A 17,998-nucleotide genomic window follows, 5' to 3' on the forward strand; every position below is an offset into this window, starting at 1 on the left:
CTGCCCGGAGCCAGAATAACAAGCAAGATAGCCCGATATTTTCTACAGCCGCATAGGCATGACAACGTAGGCGGCGGATTGCGAAGCCGCATCCTCAATCTGCACGCTCGATACGGAATCCGTCAGCAGTATGCGCACATTCTCGCATTTCAGCGCATTGAGCACATCCAGCACATAGCTAACGTTGAAGCCAATCTCCATCTCCGTTCCGGCGTAGGTCACGTCAAGGATCTCTTCCGCCTCTTCCTGTTCCGGGTTGTTAGCGGTGATTTTCAGCTGGTTCTCGCTGACGTACAGCCGCACGCCGCGGAATTTCTCATTCGAGAGGATTGCCGCGCGGGCGAAAGCCTGCTTGAGAATGTCGCAGCCGGCATCAAGATGTTTATCCGGGTTTTTCGGCAATACGCGGCGATAGTCCGGGAAACGGCCATCAACCAGTTTCGAGGTGAAGATAAAATCGCCGACGTGAGCGCGGATATTGTTGCTGCCGATCTGCACGCGCAGCGGCGTATCGCCGCCGTCGAGCATACGCATCAGCTCAATCACCCCTTTACGCGGCACGATCACCGAATGGTTCGGCAGCGACTCTTCCAGCGGCATTGAACAAACCGCCAGACGGTGGCCGTCGGTGGCGACGGTGCGCAGTTCGCTACCTTCGGTTTCAAACAGCATGCCGTTTAAGTAGTAACGAACGTCCTGGTGCGCCATCGAAAACTGGGTGGCTTCAATCAGGCGCTTCATCGTCGCCTGCGGCAGGGTAAATTCCACTTCGCTCTGCCAGTCGTCGAGATTCGGGAAATCGGCGGCAGGCAGGGTCGACAGCGAGAAGCGGCTGCGGCCGGAGCGCACCAGCATACGGTCGCCTTCAAGCTGCACGGCGATCTCCGCGCCTTCAGGCAGGCCGCGGCAGATATCAAAGAATTTACGCGCCGGAACGGTGGTGGCGCCCGCTTCGTGCGGCTGAATCAGCGACACGCGCGCGACCATTTCCATTTCCAGATCGGTACCGGTTAGCGACAGCGTGCCGTCCGCGACCTGAAGCAGCAGGTTACCGAGAATCGGCAGCGTCGGACGACCACCTAACGGACCGCTCACCTGTTGCAGCGGTTTTAATAAATGTTCACGTTCTACGGTAAATTTCATAGCGTCACGAGGATAATGTTCTGATTAAATTGGAAAAATCTTCTTTAATATCGTGGCTTTCTTCACGCAACTGCTCAATCTTACGGCAGGCGTGCAGCACGGTGGTATGGTCGCGGCCGCCAAACGCATCGCCGATTTCCGGCAGGCTGTGGTTGGTCAGCTCTTTGGCCAGCGCCATCGCCATCTGGCGTGGGCGCGCCACCGAACGGGAGCGGCGTTTGGACAGCAGGTCCGCTACCTTAATCTTGTAATACTCCGCCACCGTCTTTTGAATATTGTCGATGGTGACTAATTTTTCCTGCAGCGCCAGTAAATCGCGCAGCGCTTCGCGCACGAAATCAATAGTGATAGCCCGGCCGGTAAAGTTGGCGTTAGCAATGACGCGGTTCAGCGCCCCTTCCAGCTCACGCACATTCGAACGCAGACGCTTGGCGATAAAGAACGCGACTTCGCCCGGCAGGCGGATGTCGTTTTCATCGGCTTTTTTCATCAGGATCGCAACACGGGTTTCCAGTTCAGGCGGCTCGATCGCCACCGTCAGGCCCCAGCCAAAGCGCGATTTCAGACGATCCTCTACGCCGTTGATCTCTTTTGGATAACGATCCGAAGTGAGGATGATCTGCTGATTACCTTCCAGCAAGGCGTTGAAGGTGTGGAAGAACTCTTCCTGTGAACGCTCTTTATTGGCGAAGAACTGAATATCATCGATCAGCAGGGCGTCAACGGAGCGGTAATAGCGTTTAAATTCTTCGATGGCGTTGTTCTGCAGGGCTTTAACCATGTCCTGCACGAAACGCTCGGAGTGCATATAAACCACTTTAGCATTTGGCTTACGCGCCACAATGCCGTTGCCGACGGCGTGTAACAGGTGGGTTTTCCCCAGACCGGTGCCGCCATAAAGGAACAGCGGGTTATACGCGCCGCCAGGGTTATCGGCCACCTGACGCGCCGCCGCGCGTGCCAGCTGGTTAGATTTACCTTCGACGAAGTTATCAAACGTATGCTTGACGTTGACGTTGGAACGGTAGGTTGGCTCTGCCGGCGCCGGAACGTTATCCCAGCCCTGACGGGCGACAGCCGGCGCGACGCGCGCGGTTTGCACCTGAGCGGCCGGGATCGCCGTGGCGACGTTGGCCGTCCCCTGGTGGGACGGCGCCGCAGGCTTCGCGCCCACTTCAAAGCGCAGTTGTGGGGCGTCCGCGCCACAAAAGTCATTGAGGAGCCCATTGATATTATTAAGGTATTTGTCCCTTACCCAATCGAGCACAAAACGGTTTGGCGCATACAGTGCCAGCGTGTTATCGCTCAGTTCCGCCTGCAATGGGCGGATCCACATGCTGAATTCTGTGGCTGGTAACTCATCCTGCAATCGGGCAAGACACTGCTGCCAAAGCGAAAGTGACACGGCGGACTCCACTCGAACATAAAATCGATATAAAAGAAAAACTGAAACAATCGTGATTGTTGGCACACGTCGCAAGACCCTGCATAAGCCGAAAAAGCCCCTGCGCAAAAGGGGTGACGTGCGAACCGCTATTTGCGGTTTTACCCGGGACGGATCCGTGGATCGCGATCGGGACCGGGGATCATAGCCTAAACTGAGAAAGAGATCTTGTGTTTCTCAACAGATTCTTCCCGATTTATCCACAGGAGGATCGAAACCGGGTAAGTGTAATCGATCCTGGCGAGAGTGCGGCACGATTTCGCCCGCATATTGGAAAAATTAATGAGCTATGCCGGTTTTGGATAGAATTGATCTAACAAAGATCCTTTACGATCCTTGCGCTTTACCCGCCAGGCCGTATAATCCCCCACCCGGCGCGTAACGCCCGTTTTCGCAACTCGTCTCAGCTTATTTTTTGTGCGGCAAGGTGCGAGAAATAAGGAAAGAGAATTGACTCCGGAGTGTACAATTATTACAATCCGGCCTCTTTAATCACCCACGCTGAGGCGTAAGTCGTTCGAAGTTCGTTCGGGTCTACGCAAAAGTCAGTGAATTTATTCAAGTTTAGGTAGAAATCGCCATGAAACGCACTTTTCAACCGTCTGTACTGAAGCGCAACCGTTCTCACGGCTTCCGTGCTCGTATGGCTAATAAAAATGGTCGTCAGGTTCTGGCACGTCGTCGTGCTAAAGGCCGCGCTCGTCTGACCGTTTCCAAGTAATAAAGCTAACCCTGCGTGGTTAAGCTAGCATTTCCCAGGGAGTTACGTTTGTTAACTCCCAGTCATTTCACTTTCGTCTTCCAGCAGCCACAACGGGCTGGCACGCCGCAAATCACCATCCTCGGCCGCCTGAATTCGCTGGGGCATCCCCGCATCGGTCTTACCGTCGCCAAGAAAAACGTTAAGCGCGCGCATGAACGCAATCGGATTAAACGTCTGACGCGTGAAAGCTTCCGTTTACGTCAACATGAACTCCCGCCAATGGATTTCGTGGTGGTGGCAAAGAAAGGGGTTGCCGACCTCGATAACCGTGCTCTCTCGGAAGCGTTGGAAAAATTATGGCGCCGCCATTGTCGCCTGGCTCGCGGGTCCTGATAGGCCTTATCAGGGTCTATCAGCGCCTGATTAGTCCGCTACTCGGGCCGCACTGTCGTTTCACGCCAACCTGTTCTCAATACGGAATTGAGGCATTGCGCAGGTTTGGAGTGATAAAAGGCAGTTGGTTGACGGTGAAACGCGTATTAAAATGCCACCCTTTACACCCTGGTGGTGACGACCCCGTCCCGCCTGGACCATTTGATACCAGAGAACACTAACGATGGATTCGCAACGCAATCTTCTTATCATCGCTTTGTTGTTCGTGTCTTTCATGATCTGGCAAGCCTGGGAGCAGGACAAAAATCCGCAAACCCAGCAGCAGACCACGCAGACTACGACCACAGCAGCGGGTAGCGCCGCAGACCAGGGCGTACCGGCCAGTGGCCAGGGGAAACTGATTACGGTTAAAACTGATGTGCTTGATCTGACCATCAACACCAGCGGTGGTGATGTTGAGCAAGCGCTGCTTCCGGCTTACCCGAAAGCGCTGAAATCTACTGAACCGTTCCAGTTACTGGAAACCACGCCACAGTTTATCTATCAGGCACAGAGCGGCTTAACCGGTCGTGACGGCCCGGATAACCCGGCTAACGGCCCGCGTCCGCTGTATAACGCTGATAAAGATGCGTATGTACTGGCAGACGGCCAGAACGAAATCGTTATTCCGCTGACCTACACCGACAAAGCGGGCAACGTCTTCACCAAAACCTTCACCCTGAAACGCGGTGATTATGCGGTGAACGTTGGCTACAACGTGAAAAACGTCGGCGAAAAACCGCTGGAGATCTCCTCCTTCGGTCAGCTCAAGCAAACAGCAGCGCTGCCATCAAGCCGCGATACGCAAACCGGCGGTCTGTCTACCATGCACACCTTCCGTGGCGCGGCGTACTCCACTGCTGATTCGAAATACGAAAAATATAAATTCGATACTATCGTCGACAACGAAAACCTGAACGTCAGCACCAAAGACGGTTGGGTGGCGATGTTGCAGCAGTACTTCACCACCGCGTGGGTTCCGCATAACAACGGCACCAACAACTTCTATACCGCTAACCTCGGTAATGGCGTTGTCGCTATCGGCTATAAATCACAGCCGGTACTGGTGCAGCCAGGTCAAACCGACAAGCTGGAAAGCGTGCTGTGGGTCGGCCCGGCTCTGCAGGATAAAATGGCTGCCGTCGCGCCGCACCTGGATCTGACCGTCGACTACGGCTGGTTGTGGTTCATCTCCCAACCGCTGTTTAAGCTGCTGAAATTCATCCACGGCTTCCTCGGCAACTGGGGCTTCTCAATTATCGTCATCACCTTTATCGTTCGTGGCATCATGTACCCGCTGACTAAAGCGCAGTACACCTCCATGGCGAAGATGCGTATGCTGCAGCCGAAGATTCAGGCAATGCGCGAGCGTCTGGGCGACGATAAACAACGTCAAAGCCAGGAAATGATGGCGCTGTATAAAGCAGAAAAAGTTAACCCGCTGGGTGGCTGCTTCCCGCTGATTATTCAGATGCCAATCTTCCTTGCGCTGTACTACATGCTGAGCGCCTCGGTTGAACTGCGTCATGCGCCGTTTATCCTGTGGATCCACGACCTGTCCGCGCAAGACCCGTACTACATCCTGCCGATCATCATGGGCGCGACCATGTTCTTCATCCAGAAGATGTCGCCGACCACCGTGACCGACCCGATGCAGCAGAAGATCATGACCTTTATGCCGGTCATCTTCACGGTGTTCTTCCTGTGGTTCCCGTCTGGTCTGGTGGTGTACTACATCGTCAGCAACCTGGTAACCATTATTCAGCAGCAGCTGATTTACCGTGGTCTGGAGAAGCGTGGCCTGCATAGCCGCGAGAAGAAAAAATCCTGATTCGGTGTAGGCCGGATAAGGCGAAGCCGCCATCCGGCAATGCGCGCCGGGTTGCCTGATGGCGCTAACGCTTATCAGGCCTACAATCAAAAGGCGGTCGAATGACCGCCTTTTTTTATTGCGATTTGAAGAGACATATCATGAGCCATAACGACACTATCGTCGCCCAGGCAACCCCTCCGGGACGCGGGGGTGTGGGCATCCTGCGTATCTCCGGCCTTAAGGCGCGCGACGTCGCGCAGGCGGTACTCGGCAAGCTGCCGAAGCCGCGCTATGCCGACTATCTGCCGTTCAAAGACGCCGACGGTACGCCGCTGGACCAGGGGATTGCGCTGTGGTTCCCGGGACCCAACTCCTTTACCGGCGAAGATGTCCTCGAACTGCAGGGCCACGGCGGCCCGGTCATTCTGGATCTGCTGCTCAAACGTATTCTGACCTTGCCCGGCGTACGCATCGCTAACCCGGGGGAGTTTTCCGAGCGCGCGTTCCTCAACGACAAGCTCGACCTGGCGCAGGCAGAGGCCATCGCCGATCTTATCGACGCCAGCTCAGAGCAGGCGGCCCGTTCGGCGTTGAACTCCTTGCAAGGGGCCTTCTCCGCGCGTGTGAACCATCTTGTGGAAGCACTCACTCACCTGCGCATCTACGTGGAAGCGGCGATTGATTTCCCGGATGAAGAAATTGATTTCCTCTCCGACGGTAAAATTGAAGCCCAACTGAACGACGTGATCGCCGATCTCGACGCCGTCCGCGCCGAAGCCCGTCAGGGCAGCCTGCTGCGTGAAGGGATGAAAGTGGTGATCGCCGGACGGCCTAACGCCGGTAAATCCAGCCTGCTCAACGCGCTGGCCGGACGAGAAGCGGCGATCGTCACCGATATCGCCGGCACCACCCGCGATGTGCTGCGCGAGCATATTCATATCGACGGTATGCCGCTGCATATCATCGATACCGCAGGCCTGCGTGACGCCAGCGATGAAGTGGAGCGCATCGGCATCGAACGCGCCTGGCAGGAAATTGAACAGGCGGATCGGGTGCTGTTTATGGTCGACGGCACCACCACCAGCGCCGTTGACCCGGCGGAGATCTGGCCGGACTTTATCGAGCGCCTGCCGGCTAAGCTGCCGATTACCGTGGTGCGTAATAAAGCCGACGTCACCGGCGAAGCGCTGGGGCTCAGCGAAGTAAATGGCCACTCACTGATCCGCCTGTCGGCGCGTACCGGTGAAGGGGTCGAGGTGCTACGCAACCACCTTAAGCAGAGCATGGGCTTCGATACCAACATGGAAGGCGGTTTCCTCGCCCGTCGTCGCCACCTGCAGGCGCTGGAAGCGGCGGCGAACCATCTGCAGCAGGGCAAGGCCCAGCTGCTGGGCGCGTGGGCCGGGGAGCTGCTGGCGGAGGAGCTGCGTCTGTCGCAACAGGCATTAAGCGAAATCACCGGCGAATTTACCTCTGACGACCTGCTGGGCCGCATCTTCTCCAGTTTCTGTATCGGTAAGTAAGCGTTACTGGTAAGCATCTACTAACCCGCCATAACGTTCTGTTATGGCGGTTTTTTTTATTTGATTGCCTTAATCACATCAACTCTGTGAGGCAATAACCCGTTTTTCCTTTCAGGAAAAGAGTGTTGTCCAAATGGCAACTCGTACTCCCTGGCGCTAGCCACTATGCTGTACGCCATTCTTATTGCGAGGGTCCTATGGCACGCTTTCTTATCTGCAGTTTCGCATTGGTACTGCTCTATCCATCCGGCATTGATATGTATCTGGTCGGCCTACCGCGTATCGCCCAGGATCTTGGCGCCAGCGAGGCGCAGCTGCATATCGCCTTCTCGGTCTATTTAGCCGGCATGGCTACCGCGATGCTTTTTGCCGGGCGCGCGGCGGATAAATCCGGGCGTAAACCGGTCGCGATTTTCGGCGCCATCACCTTCATACTGGCCTCGCTACTGTGCTCGCAGGCGCATAACAGCACGCATTTCCTGATCGGCCGCTTTATCCAGGGGATCGGCGCGGGAAGCTGCTACGTCGTCGCTTTTGCCGTTCTGCGCGATACGCTGGACGAGCGCCGCCGCGCCAAGGTACTGTCGCTGCTTAATGGCATTACCTGCATTATTCCCGTCCTCGCGCCGGTACTTGGCCATCTGATCATGTTGAAATATCCGTGGCAGAGCCTGTTCTACACCATGACAGGCATGGGGGTGATGGTAGGGTTATTGTCGGTGTTTATCCTGCGTGAGACGCGCCCGGCAACGCATTTTCATGCAGGCGCACAGCACAATGGCGCCGCAGAGTCGCTGCTAAACCGTTTTTTCCTCAGCCGTATAGTCATTACGACTCTCAGCGTCACCGCAATTCTGACCTACGTAAACGTCTCACCGGTACTGATGATGGAAGAAATGGGTTTCGACCGCGGAACTTATTCAATGGCGATGGCGCTGATGGCAATGGTCAGCATGGCCGTGTCGTTCTCCACGCCGTTTGCCCTGACGCTGTTTAAACCGCGCACCCTGATGCTGACCTCGCAGACGTTGTTCCTTGTCGCTGGCGTGGTATTGAGCCTCGCCGCCAGCCAGCCCATCACCATGCTGGGATTAGGCATGATCTGCGCGGGTTTCTCGGTTGGCTTTGGCGTCGCGATGAGCCAGGCGTTGGGGCCTTTCACGTTGCGGGCGGGCGTCGCCAGCTCCGCTCTCGGCATCGCTCAGGTCTGTGGTTCTTCGCTGTGGATTTGGCTGGCGGCTATCATCGGGCTGAGCGCCATGAATATGCTGATCGGGATACTCATTGCCTGTAGCATAGTCAGTATTGTTCTGATACTGGTCGTCTCGCCGGCGCGCGCGACGCAAGATAATGAAGAAATCCCTGTCGAGTCTCGATCTTAACTTACTGCTATGTCTGCAGCTTCTGACCCAGGAGCGCAGCGTCACCCGCACGGCGAAACGGATGAACGTTTCGCCGTCGGCGGTGAGTAAATCACTGGCCAAGCTACGCGCCTGGTTTGACGATCCGCTATTTGTTAAAACCCCACTAGGGCTGGCGCCAACGCCGTTAATGAGCAGCATGGAGCAGGATCTTGCTGACTGGATGCAGATGGGCAATCAGATCCTCGATAAACCGCACCATACCATGCCAAGCGGCCTGAAGTTCGAGCTGGCGGCGGAATCGCCGCTGCTGATGATCCTGTTCAACACCCTCTCCCAGCAAATTTATCAACGTTATCCACAGGCGCTGATCCGTTTACGCAACTGGGATTACGACTCGCTGGATGCCATTATTCGCGGCGAGGTTGATATCGGTTTTTGCGGCCGGGAAACCCATCCGCGTTCGCGCGAACAGTTGAGCCTGCTGCCGTGGTATATCGATTTTGATGTCCTGTTTAGCGACCTGCCGCAGGTGTGGCTGCGCGCCGATCATCCGGCGCTCAATGAAGAGTGGAACCTGGCGGCTTTCCTGCGCTATCCGCACATCAATATCTGCTGGGAACAAAGCGACACCTGGGCGCTGGATGATGTGCTGCATGACCTGGGCTACAAACGGACCGTCGCGCTGACTCTGCCCGGCTTTGAACAGTCGCTGTTCATGGCGGCGCAGCCGAATCACACCATGATAGCCACCGCGCCGCGCTATTGTCAGCACTATAATCAGCAGCATCATCTGCCGCTGGTATCACGCCCGCTGCCGCTGGAGCCGCAGCTGCTGGAAAAAATGCGCGTGCCGTTCACCCTGCTGTGGCATAAGCGTAATAGCTATAATCCAAAGATCGTATGGCTCAGAGAGACCCTTAAACAGCTCTATTCCAATACGCTGTAGGGAAATTGCCCATCATCCTCACGTTGTTGCGCAAGAAATTGTAAAAGTCAGACATTATCCCTTCTCAAGGAAGAATTTCCGCATTAAAACCTGCTCATTGTGAGCGATAATATCATTCACAATTTTTATCTCTGACCATTAATCACGGAGCGACGAATGGCAACGCATTTTGCAAGAGGGATACTCAACACCAGGGAGCCGCTATCGACGCGTTTGTCGGCGGCATGTCATCAATCCGCACGTAACCTACCCGAATACCGACAGAGCCGCTATCGCGCCTCGCGTTCGCTGCTCGCTGAACTGCTTTTCATGCTTTATGGTATCGGCGAGCTGCCGGAAATCATCAGCGAACCCAGTGGACGGCCCGTATTTCGCGATCACCACCTTCCCCGCTTTTCCATCTCTTATGCCGGGAATATCGTCGGCGTAGCGCTGACGACCGAAGGTGACTGCGGTCTCGATATGGAACTGCAGCACGCCTCGCGTGGCGTCCATCCTCTGCATGCCGCGGATCGCTATGTCTTCAATAGCAATGAGAATTTATGGATTAACATCCAGCACGATCCGGATGAAGCCCGCGCTCAACTGGTGGCGCTGCGCCGAAGCGTGCTGAAGCTCACCGGTGAAGCCCCCGTGCGAGTACAACTGCTGCCGGGGTCTGGTCGCCTGCGTACCGCTGGCACCCAATCGATTGAAGCCATCTGCGATGCTGAGACGCTGCTGGTGTGGTCAATCGCCGTCACCCCGAATATCGGGCCGCTGAAGGTCTGGGAATTTGATAGTAAAGAGGGCTGGCGCTGCCTGCCTGATGCGCAAACGCGCGCCAAAGAGACTGACGCGCGCCTGATGCGCTTTACCAGCTTACCGGTAGAAAAAGTATTCTCCCTCAACTGACCGGTTTAGCCGGCCATCATGATGCAAAGGAGCACTCATGTCTGATACGTTGAAAGTTGTTACGTTACTCGGAAGTCTGCGCAAAGGTTCTTTTAATGCCATGGTTGCGCGCACGCTGCCAGGCATTGCGCCTGCGGGCATGGAAATCTCCGCGCTGCCGTCGATCGGCGATATTCCGCTGTACGATGCCGATATCCAACAGGAAGAGGGGTTCCCGCAGAGCGTGCAGGAGATCGCGAAACAAATCCGCGAAGCGGACGGCGTGGTGATCGTTACCCCTGAATATAACTACTCGGTACCCGGCGGCCTGAAGAACGCCATCGACTGGCTCTCACGTCTGCCGGAACAGCCGCTGGCCGGTAAGCCGGTGCTGATCCAGACCAGCTCAATGGGCGCTATCGGCGGGGCGCGTTGTCAGTATCATCTGCGCCAGATTCTGGTCTTCCTCGATGCGATGGTGATGAACAAGCCGGAGTTTATGGGCGGCGTGATTCAGAACAAAGTCGATCCGCAGGCAGGGGAAGTGGTCGATCAGAGCACGCTGGACCATCTGCGCGGCCAATTGACCGCCTTTGGCGATTATATTCAGCGGGTTAAAGCATAAAAAAAGCCCGGCAGCGATGCCGGGCTTTCTCATCATGTGTGCGGATCAATGCGCATCGATAAAGACAATTTTCAGCACGAACAGCAGCGAAACGATAATCACGCACGGGCTGAGTTCACGCAGACGGCCGGTACCAATCTTCATCACGCAGTAGGAAATAAAGCCCAGGGCGATACCTTCGGTAATCGAGAAGCTGAACGGCATCATCACCGCGGTGATAAACGCCGGTACCGCTTCCGTCAGGTCATCCCACTTCACGCGCGCCAGACTTGAGGTCATCAGCACGCCAACGTAAATCAGCGCCCCGGCGGCAGCATAGGCCGGAACCATCCCCGCCAGCGGCGACAGGAAGATGACCAGCAGGAACAGGATACCCACGACAACAGCGGTCAGGCCGGTACGCCCGCCAACGGAAACACCGGAGGAGGATTCGATATAGGCCGTAACCGAAGAGGTGCCAATAAAGGAGCCGGCGACGGACGACACGCTATCGACAAACAGCGCCTGCTTCATGCGCGGGAATTTACCCTGCGCATCCGCCAGCCCGGCTTTATCGGTGACGCCAATCAGGGTGCCGGAGGAGTCGAACAGGTTAACCAGCATGAACGAGAAGATCACGCCCGCCAGGCCAAGGTTCAGCGAACCGGCCAGATCGACCTGACCCACAACCGAGGTTACGCTCGGCGGCGCGGAGACGATGCCGGTGTAGTGCACATCGCCGAGCATCCAGCCCAACAGGGTGGTAACGACGATAGAGACCAGAACGGCGGCATGAATATTACGCGATGCCAGGATAGCGATAATAAAGAACCCGAGAACGCCCAGCAGCACGCTATGGGAAGTCAGGTTGCCAATGCTGACCAACGTGTCCTGGTTCGCCACGATAACGCCAGCGTTCTTCAGGCCCATCATGCCGATAAACAGCCCGATACCGCTGGTGATACCGACGCGCAGGCTCACCGGGATATTGGCAATCATCCAGTAGCGAACGCGGAAGAGGGTCAGCAGCAGCAGGCCGACGGCGCCCCAGAAAATCGCGCCCATTCCCACCTGCCACGGCAGGCCCATCGCCTGAACCACCACGAAGGCAAAGAAGGCATTCAGACCCATCGCTGGCGCCAGCGCCACCGGCAGATTCGCGAACAGCCCCATCAGGATGCTGCCGAAAGCCGCGATCAGACAGGTGGTCACAAAGACAGCGCTGGTATCCATACCCGCCACGCCAAGAATTTGTGGGTTCACGAAGACGATGTAGACCATCGTCAGGAACGTGGTGAAACCGGCGATCGCTTCAGTGCGCACCGTGGTGCCGTGCTCGCGCAGTTTAAATACGCGCTCCAGCAGACCCTGGCCAGAAGACTGGCTGGTTGGTTGTTGACTCATTATCGGTTTCCGAACGTAAAGGAGGGAAAATTCGAGGCTATCCTATACCAAATTACGGCACCAGGCGCGGTTGTATGGTAATTTTTTTCATTTATTTTGCTTATACGGCAACGATTGCGTCGCGGCATTGAGCATTACGAAAACGTTAAACTTGTTAAACTGGAAAAAGTATGACCCAACCACAAGCAGTATTTTTCGATTGTGACGGCACGCTGGTCGATAGCGAGGTGATTTGCTCACGCGCCTATGTTCACATGTTTCAGGAATTCGGTATTACGCTGGATTTAGCCGAAATTTTTAAGCGCTTCAAGGGCGTTAAGCTGTACGAGATTATCGACACCATCAACGCTGAATATGGCGTTAACCTGCAGAAAGAGACTCTGGAGCCGGTGTATCGCGCCGAAGTCGCCCGTCTGTTCGATAGCGAGCTGGAGATCATCCCCGGCGCCGCTGCGCTGCTGGACGCGGTGAAGATCCCCATGTGCGTGGTGTCGAATGGCCCGGTCAGTAAAATGCAGCATTCGCTCGGTAGAACGCAGATGCTGCACCACTTCCCAGACCGGCTGTACAGCGGTTACGACATTCAGCGCTGGAAACCCGACCCGGCGCTGATGTTCCATGCGGCAGAGGCCATGCAGGTACAAGTCGAAAACTGTATTCTGGTCGATGATTCCAGCGCGGGAGCCCAATCAGGAATTGCCGCGGGTATGGAAGTCTTTTACTTCTGCGCCGACCCGCACAACCAACCGATCGATCATCCGAAAGTAACGACCTTTACCGATTTAGCTGAGCTGCCGGCATTGTGGAGAGCGCGTGGCTGGGATATTACTCGTTAAGACCCGACGTCACTACGCTCGGTCGGGCTACGGTTGGTCACAACGGTAGCCCCGCTGGCCAGCGGCTTTTTAGTGCTGCAATTCCGCCGCAGCCGCTTTATCCGCAATAATCACCAACGAAGGGTGCAACTTGAGCACAGAGGCCGGCACCTGTTCGCTGACCGGGCCCTCCACCAGCTGCTTTAGCGCTTGCGCCTTCGCCGCGCCGCTGACAATCAGCAGCAGGTTTTTTGCCGCCATCACGCTTTTCGGCCCCATGGTGACATAGCTATCCGGCACCACATTGAAATCGCCCCCCATTTCGCCGTTCGCGACAATGCCAATCAGCTCCCCCTGAATCGGTACTTCGACCGTCTCATCATGAAAACGTGTAGTGTTCGGCAGGTTGCCGCAAAAATGGCCGTCGGCGCCCAGCCCCAGCACGACCAGGTCAAGACCGCCGGCCTCTTCGAGGCGGCGATCGTGTTGAGCCGCGTTCTCCAGCGTCAATTTATGGATATTCTCTTCTTTGATCTGCGCTGGAGTAAAAAACAGCTGGCGCAGGTTGGAAATCGTCACCCCTTCACGCTGCTGGCCGCGAAAAGGTATCTCATCAAAGTTGTAATAGTGAACCCGATCATAGAATGATTTCCCTTTGATGGCGGCCACCAAATGCTCATACATACGCTTTGGCGTACTCCCCGCCGTCACCGCCAGATTCATCCGTCGCGGCACCGTGATATAGCCTAAAAGATGATGGCAGGCGACCAGGCTCATCTCTTCATAATCTTCCGTCACAATCAATTTCATCTCATCTTCCTTTACTGGTTGAGACAGGGGGCGCCATGCCCCCTGACGGTTATTTAAAGAGCTTTTGCACAAACTCGGCATAGGCCGGACGCCAGACGTCCATTTCATGATTCAGGCCGGGATACGGGTGGTAATCAAATTTGATCTTCTGCTTTTCCAGCTCGCTTTTCAGGCCGGCAATATCTTTGCCAGTGACGGCGTCTTTTTCGCCAACCGCCAGCGTAAAGTTACGCAGTTGCTTATTGATGGCGTCAGGGTTATTCAACTGCGCCTCCACGCCAGCGTCGGGAACCGTGGTTGTCGTAACCCCGCTAAAGGTGGCAAGCCACCCGAAGCTATCAAGATGGTTCATCCCGGATACCAGCGCCTGGTAACCGCCCTGCGACAGCCCCGCTAGCGCCCGGCCGTCGGCATCTTTACGCACGTTAAATCGGGAATCGATCAGCGGAATGATGTCGTGCATCAGTTCGTTGTCTGCGGCTTTCGCATTGAGTGGATAGAAGTTTTTACGCCGCTCCTGCGGCGGGAAGTTTTCCGCGATCGCTTGAGGAATATCGGTTTCGGTATCCGGCACCACCATCAGCATCGGCTTGATTTTGCCCTCCGCCAGCAGGTTATCCATCATTTGCGGGATGCGTCCCTGGTCGATGGCCGACAGACCGCTATCGCCAAAACCGTGGTAGAAATAGAGCACCGGCAAAGGCTCGCCGCTGCCGTTATAGCCCGGTGGTGTCCAGACGTAGACGCGACGCTCTGACTTAAGCGCCGTCGAATGGTAGGTGACGGTACGCAGATCGCCGTGCGGGACCGCCCGATCGTCAAGAATGCTGCCGGGCACCAGGATCAGGCTGGTATTCACCTGGCGTTGCGGTTTCTGGTAGCGGCTGCCGGTATCGACGGAACGAAAACCATCCACATCGAAGTAGTACTCATAAAGATTGGCGGCAAGGCGATCGCTTTTCCACGTCCATACGCCCTGGGTGTCTTTGGTCATGTCATGAGAGACAAAGGTATCCGGCGTCGACCCCGTGACGACGGATACGCGCCTGGCATCGGGGGCAAATAACCGGAAAGTCACGCTGTTATCCGTATTCACCTGAGTAATATATTGGCTGACAGGAATAGCGGCATCAGGCATCGTCGGCAGCGGTGCGGCGTGCGCCGTAAATGTGGCGCCAGCCAGCACCAGGGCGAAGTAAATTGCATGTCGTTCCATTTTGATTCCTTTTTACGTTTTTATTAGCAGGCGCTTGCGGCCTTACCACCAAATTTCGGCCTGCGCGCCGAGTGCGAACTGGTCGTTCTTGCCATCTTCAAAAACCGCGGTGGTATTGTTAGCAGCCTTATCCAGATCGATATCTTCGGCTTTAATATAAGTCGCATAAAAACGGATTTCCGGGCGCGAGGTCAGCATACTGGTATTAACTTTGAAGGTATGGAATAAGGTGGTCTTATAACCGGATTCGTTATATTTCTTCCCCGTCACATCTTTGTTCTGCTGTTTGAAGTAACCCAGCTCAACGCCGGTCTGATTATATTTATTCCAGATATATGCCGGACGGACCACGGCGCGAATAGATTCAAAATCTGAATGGGCGCCGGTTTCATAGCTATAAACGTCATTACCAAATGAGTAGACGATCGCATTAGCCATAATGACATCATCGCGCAGATAGGTTTCCCCCTGTGAGGTTAAGCGCACGGCGGTGCCGTTGGTATGATCGCCATAATAGCGCCCATTATTGGTGGTATACGGGCTCGATCCGGCATAGCGCGAGAAGCTGCTGGCGATAGAGTTGTTCGCCAGTAATAATGAGAACTCGTTAAAGCCGCCGTTATCAAATTTCTGCGTTAATGAGGTGCCCACCATCCAGGTATCTTTCCATTGGTAGTAACCTTCATTCCCCTCTTTATATTTCTCTGATGAGCTTTGATTGGCGGCGACATAGCGCCCGCTCACCATCAGCGAGGCTTTATCCCACAGCGGAATATCTTTGTAACGCACATCCAGGGTATTAGTATTAATTTGCTGCTTATTAGTCAAAGAGCGGTCATAGTCATCGATGTCTTCGCGCACCAGCGCGATATCAAATTTACCGGCGCCCACCTTCCAGTTTTCAAGCCCCATGCCGGCCGCCGCATCGGTTCTTTGCGTTTTCCAGTCCAGCATCTGGATCTCGATTTTCGGCGCGCCGTGCTTACCGACCCAGAAATCCGCTTCCGGGGCAAACGGCAGAAAGCCTTTGGTGTTGACGTACATATCCGAGAACTGAAGGTAGTTTTCGCCGCCGGCATTGTCGCCAAACCAGCCGGTAGAATACTGCTGACCCACGTTGCCATCGAGCATCACGATGGCATCCACACGTTTGTCGCCCTCCTGAAAAACGCGCTGTTTAAGCTGTAAATCAAACCAGCCGGAATACTCGTTACCCAAACGGCCAAGCGAGCCGATGGCCCACGATTTTGGCGAACCGTGCGAGGCGGTCCCCCAGCCAGAACGGTAATAGCCGTTATAGCTAAAGCCGATTTCATCTTTTACAAACTTGCTAAAATCTTTCAGCGTCATGGCGCTATAGGCTGGCTCGCCGCCCTGCGCCGGCTGTTCATTTTTGACCAGTACCGCATCCGGCTTAGCGGCCGCTTGGGTCGCCGTGGGCGCTTTCGCACTCTGGCTCTTCTGGCTATTTACCGGTTGCGACCAGGCGGCCCAGACCTAGTTCCTTTTTTTCTCCTGATCCTGATATTTCTTGAGTTCTTTTTGCGTGTCCTGAAGCGCTTTTTCCAGAAGCTCCAGCCGTTGTTCAACCGTAAGTTGCCCGGCAATAAGATTTGTTGAATAAGAAAGCGGCGCCAGCAAAACCATCGCCGAAGCGATCATATTTCTTCTAATCATAATAATCCCTTATATAAGCATTGGCGTAAATGAAACACGTAATTAATAAATGGCGTTATGTTTTTAATAAACTGCATTAATACCATTCCACGTAACTGCAGCTTTTATTTTCATACCGAATAAGTAGCAAAAAAAAACCTGAAGGAGACCATCTGCATTAACAGATAATCCTCTTCAGGTTTTGCCCGCTCATTGCGGTAACAACCCGTATCAGCAAACCATTCAGCGTCTAAAACAAAAAAACCTGACATCGCCGCCTGGGGCAATATCAGGTTTTGCCTGCTGTCGCAGTAACAATCCATTTTAACCATCTGAGCTTCAGCGCTCAGTCAGTGAGAGGGATTGTTACGCGAGAAAATTTAAAACTCAAATAGTCAGAGTATTAATTGTGACGATAATCGCAGCAATATGTCTGCTATGCGCAAAATCATAGTTGATTCTGATAATTTCCTTTACCAGAATCAACCATCATGATCTTTACTCTTTCGGATCTTTACCCGCGAGCAGTTTATCCAATTCGTCGCCGCCTACGTGACGGAAATCCTGGCCTTTGACGAAGTAGAAAATATATTCGCAAATATTCTGACAGCGATCGCCGATACGCTCGATGGAACGCGCGCAGAACAATGCGGTCAGGACGCTCGGAATGGTGCGTGAGTCTTCCATCATATAGGTCATCAGCTGACGCACGATGCCTTCATATTCCTGGTCGACTTTCTTATCTTCACGATAGATGCGTACCGCCTCATCAAGATCCATACGCGCAAAGGCATCCAGCACGTCATGCAGCATCTGTACGGTATGGCGGCCCAGCGACTCAAGGCTCACCAGCAGCGGCTGGTGCTGCTGGGAAAACTTCTCCAGCGCGGTGCGGCAGATTTTATCCGCCACGTCGCCAATACGTTCCAGCTCGGCGATAGTCTTGATGATCGCCATCACCAGCCGCAGGTCGCTGGCGGTCGGCTGACGTTTAGCGATGATACGCACGCAGGCCTCGTCGATCGCCACTTCCATCATATTGACCTGCTTGTCGCCGTCGATTACGCGCTTCGCCAGATCGCTGTCCTGATTGTGCATCGCGGTGATCGCATCAGAAAGCTGCTGCTCCACCAGCCCACCCATGGTCATCACCTGGGTGCGTATGTACTCCAGTTCTGCGTTGAACTGGCCGGAAATATGTTTATTAAGATTTAAGTTATCCATGATGTCTCCTGATTGCCCATCGGGTTAG

General features: G+C 54.8%; 17 protein-coding genes and 2 pseudogenes. 11 read left to right on the forward strand and 8 right to left on the reverse strand.

Features of this window, described 5'->3' with window-relative positions:
- Positions 1-42 precede the first annotated feature (42 nt).
- Positions 43-1,143 carry a DNA polymerase III subunit beta gene (gene dnaN, locus ACSEMK_RS21060; protein ID WP_045378110.1) on the reverse strand — a complete coding sequence of 367 codons (1,101 nt, stop codon included), beginning with the start codon at positions 1,141-1,143 and terminating at the stop codon, positions 43-45.
- 4 nt (positions 1,144-1,147) lie between these two features.
- A complete protein-coding gene (gene dnaA, locus ACSEMK_RS21065) occupies positions 1,148-2,548 on the reverse strand; it encodes a chromosomal replication initiator protein DnaA (protein ID WP_015703901.1) in 1,401 nt (466 codons plus the stop codon).
- 351 nt (positions 2,549-2,899) lie between these two features.
- On the opposite strand from dnaA, the pseudogene ACSEMK_RS21070 reads away from it, so the two are divergent.
- The 10 genes and pseudogenes from ACSEMK_RS21070 to ACSEMK_RS21115 all read left to right on the forward strand — a co-directional run.
- A pseudogene (locus ACSEMK_RS21070) lies at positions 2,900-2,950 on the forward strand (hypothetical protein); the annotation flags it as partial.
- A gap of 217 nt (positions 2,951-3,167) precedes the next feature.
- Positions 3,168-3,308, forward strand: coding sequence for a 50S ribosomal protein L34 (gene rpmH, locus ACSEMK_RS21075; RefSeq protein ID WP_015369029.1), 141 nt, complete (start codon positions 3,168-3,170; stop codon positions 3,306-3,308).
- A gap of 15 nt (positions 3,309-3,323) precedes the next feature.
- Positions 3,324-3,683: a ribonuclease P protein component gene (gene rnpA / locus ACSEMK_RS21080; RefSeq protein WP_015703902.1), complete on the forward strand. Its 360-nt coding sequence runs from the start codon at positions 3,324-3,326 to the stop codon at positions 3,681-3,683.
- Entirely contained in the window at positions 3,647-3,904 is a 258-nt protein-coding gene (gene yidD / locus ACSEMK_RS21085) for a membrane protein insertion efficiency factor YidD (RefSeq protein WP_015703903.1), read from the forward strand. Before rnpA ends, yidD begins: the two co-directional genes overlap by 37 nt.
- 2 nt (positions 3,905-3,906) lie before the next feature.
- On the forward strand, positions 3,907-5,553 hold the full coding sequence (gene yidC / locus ACSEMK_RS21090; RefSeq protein WP_015369027.1) for a membrane protein insertase YidC: 1,647 nt from the start codon (positions 3,907-3,909) through the stop codon (positions 5,551-5,553).
- Between the two features lie 140 nt (positions 5,554-5,693).
- Positions 5,694-7,058 (forward strand): tRNA uridine-5-carboxymethylaminomethyl(34) synthesis GTPase MnmE, encoded by a 1,365-nt coding sequence (mnmE, locus tag ACSEMK_RS21095; RefSeq protein WP_087858872.1) that lies wholly within the window; start codon positions 5,694-5,696, stop codon positions 7,056-7,058.
- Between the two features lie 197 nt (positions 7,059-7,255).
- Positions 7,256-8,440 (forward strand): MFS transporter, encoded by a 1,185-nt coding sequence (locus ACSEMK_RS21100; RefSeq protein ID WP_113374100.1) that lies wholly within the window; start codon positions 7,256-7,258, stop codon positions 8,438-8,440.
- Positions 8,409-9,368 (forward strand): HTH-type transcriptional regulator YidZ, encoded by a 960-nt coding sequence (yidZ, locus tag ACSEMK_RS21105; RefSeq protein WP_087858870.1) that lies wholly within the window; start codon positions 8,409-8,411, stop codon positions 9,366-9,368. Before ACSEMK_RS21100 ends, yidZ begins: the two co-directional genes overlap by 32 nt.
- Before the next feature lie 309 nt (positions 9,369-9,677).
- A complete protein-coding gene (locus ACSEMK_RS21110) occupies positions 9,678-10,262 on the forward strand; it encodes a 4'-phosphopantetheinyl transferase family protein (protein WP_395226735.1) in 585 nt (194 codons plus the stop codon).
- A gap of 37 nt (positions 10,263-10,299) precedes the next feature.
- Positions 10,300-10,866, forward strand: a complete 567-nt coding sequence (locus tag ACSEMK_RS21115; protein WP_045378124.1) for an NADPH-dependent FMN reductase — start codon at positions 10,300-10,302, stop codon at positions 10,864-10,866.
- A gap of 45 nt (positions 10,867-10,911) precedes the next feature.
- Here ACSEMK_RS21115 and ACSEMK_RS21120 read toward each other — a convergent pair whose 3' ends face one another.
- Positions 10,912-12,249, reverse strand: coding sequence for an NCS2 family permease (locus ACSEMK_RS21120; RefSeq protein WP_015369021.1), 1,338 nt, complete (start codon positions 12,247-12,249; stop codon positions 10,912-10,914).
- 170 nt (positions 12,250-12,419) lie between these two features.
- Here ACSEMK_RS21120 and yieH point away from each other — a divergent pair, with 170 nt between their 5' ends.
- Positions 12,420-13,085: a 6-phosphogluconate phosphatase gene (gene yieH / locus ACSEMK_RS21125; protein ID WP_015369020.1), complete on the forward strand. Its 666-nt coding sequence runs from the start codon at positions 12,420-12,422 to the stop codon at positions 13,083-13,085.
- A 69-nt stretch (positions 13,086-13,154) separates the two neighbouring features.
- Here the strand turns inward: yieH and ACSEMK_RS21130 are convergent, their stop codons facing one another.
- From ACSEMK_RS21130 to phoU, 5 genes and pseudogenes are all read right to left on the reverse strand, one after another.
- Complete coding sequence (locus ACSEMK_RS21130) at positions 13,155-13,874, reverse strand: glucosamine-6-phosphate deaminase (RefSeq protein ID WP_430915428.1); 720 nt, start codon at positions 13,872-13,874, stop codon at positions 13,155-13,157.
- Positions 13,875-13,923: 49 nt separating this feature from the next.
- Entirely contained in the window at positions 13,924-15,090 is a 1,167-nt protein-coding gene (locus ACSEMK_RS21135) for an alpha/beta hydrolase-fold protein (RefSeq protein WP_430915429.1), read from the reverse strand.
- A 42-nt stretch (positions 15,091-15,132) separates the two neighbouring features.
- Positions 15,133-16,767, reverse strand: a pseudogene (locus ACSEMK_RS21140) (carbohydrate porin).
- A gap of 110 nt (positions 16,768-16,877) precedes the next feature.
- Positions 16,878-17,078 (reverse strand): hypothetical protein, encoded by a 201-nt coding sequence (locus ACSEMK_RS21145; RefSeq protein ID WP_271032421.1) that lies wholly within the window; start codon positions 17,076-17,078, stop codon positions 16,878-16,880.
- A 166-nt stretch (positions 17,079-17,244) separates the two neighbouring features.
- Positions 17,245-17,970, reverse strand: coding sequence for a phosphate signaling complex protein PhoU (gene phoU / locus ACSEMK_RS21150; RefSeq protein ID WP_004145007.1), 726 nt, complete (start codon positions 17,968-17,970; stop codon positions 17,245-17,247).
- Between the last annotated feature and the right edge of the window lie 28 nt (positions 17,971-17,998).

The organism is Klebsiella sp. K-3, assembly GCF_051207495.1.
GTDB lineage: Bacteria > Pseudomonadota > Gammaproteobacteria > Enterobacterales > Enterobacteriaceae > Klebsiella > Klebsiella aerogenes.

Bases quoted from the DNA above. Each gene is read 5' to 3' on its own strand.
- dnaN (WP_045378110.1), bottom strand. From the start codon at position 1,143: ATGAAATTTACCGTAGAACGTGAACATTTATTAAAACCGCTGCAACAG.
- rpmH (WP_015369029.1), top strand. From the start codon at position 3,168: ATGAAACGCACTTTTCAACCGTCTGTACTGAAGCGCAACCGTTCTCAC.
- yidD (WP_015703903.1), top strand. From the start codon at position 3,647: ATGGCGCCGCCATTGTCGCCTGGCTCGCGGGTCCTGATAGGCCTTATC.
- yidC (WP_015369027.1), top strand. From the start codon at position 3,907: ATGGATTCGCAACGCAATCTTCTTATCATCGCTTTGTTGTTCGTGTCT.
- mnmE (WP_087858872.1), top strand. From the start codon at position 5,694: ATGAGCCATAACGACACTATCGTCGCCCAGGCAACCCCTCCGGGACGC.
- ACSEMK_RS21100 (WP_113374100.1), top strand. From the start codon at position 7,256: ATGGCACGCTTTCTTATCTGCAGTTTCGCATTGGTACTGCTCTATCCA.
- yidZ (WP_087858870.1), top strand. From the start codon at position 8,409: ATGAAGAAATCCCTGTCGAGTCTCGATCTTAACTTACTGCTATGTCTG.
- ACSEMK_RS21110 (WP_395226735.1), top strand. From the start codon at position 9,678: ATGCTTTATGGTATCGGCGAGCTGCCGGAAATCATCAGCGAACCCAGT.
- ACSEMK_RS21115 (WP_045378124.1), top strand. From the start codon at position 10,300: ATGTCTGATACGTTGAAAGTTGTTACGTTACTCGGAAGTCTGCGCAAA.
- ACSEMK_RS21120 (WP_015369021.1), bottom strand. From the start codon at position 12,249: ATGAGTCAACAACCAACCAGCCAGTCTTCTGGCCAGGGTCTGCTGGAG.
- yieH (WP_015369020.1), top strand. From the start codon at position 12,420: ATGACCCAACCACAAGCAGTATTTTTCGATTGTGACGGCACGCTGGTC.
- ACSEMK_RS21130 (WP_430915428.1), bottom strand. From the start codon at position 13,874: ATGAAATTGATTGTGACGGAAGATTATGAAGAGATGAGCCTGGTCGCC.
- ACSEMK_RS21135 (WP_430915429.1), bottom strand. From the start codon at position 15,090: ATGGAACGACATGCAATTTACTTCGCCCTGGTGCTGGCTGGCGCCACA.
- ACSEMK_RS21145 (WP_271032421.1), bottom strand. From the start codon at position 17,078: ATGGTTAAAATGGATTGTTACTGCGACAGCAGGCAAAACCTGATATTG.
- phoU (WP_004145007.1), bottom strand. From the start codon at position 17,970: ATGGATAACTTAAATCTTAATAAACATATTTCCGGCCAGTTCAACGCA.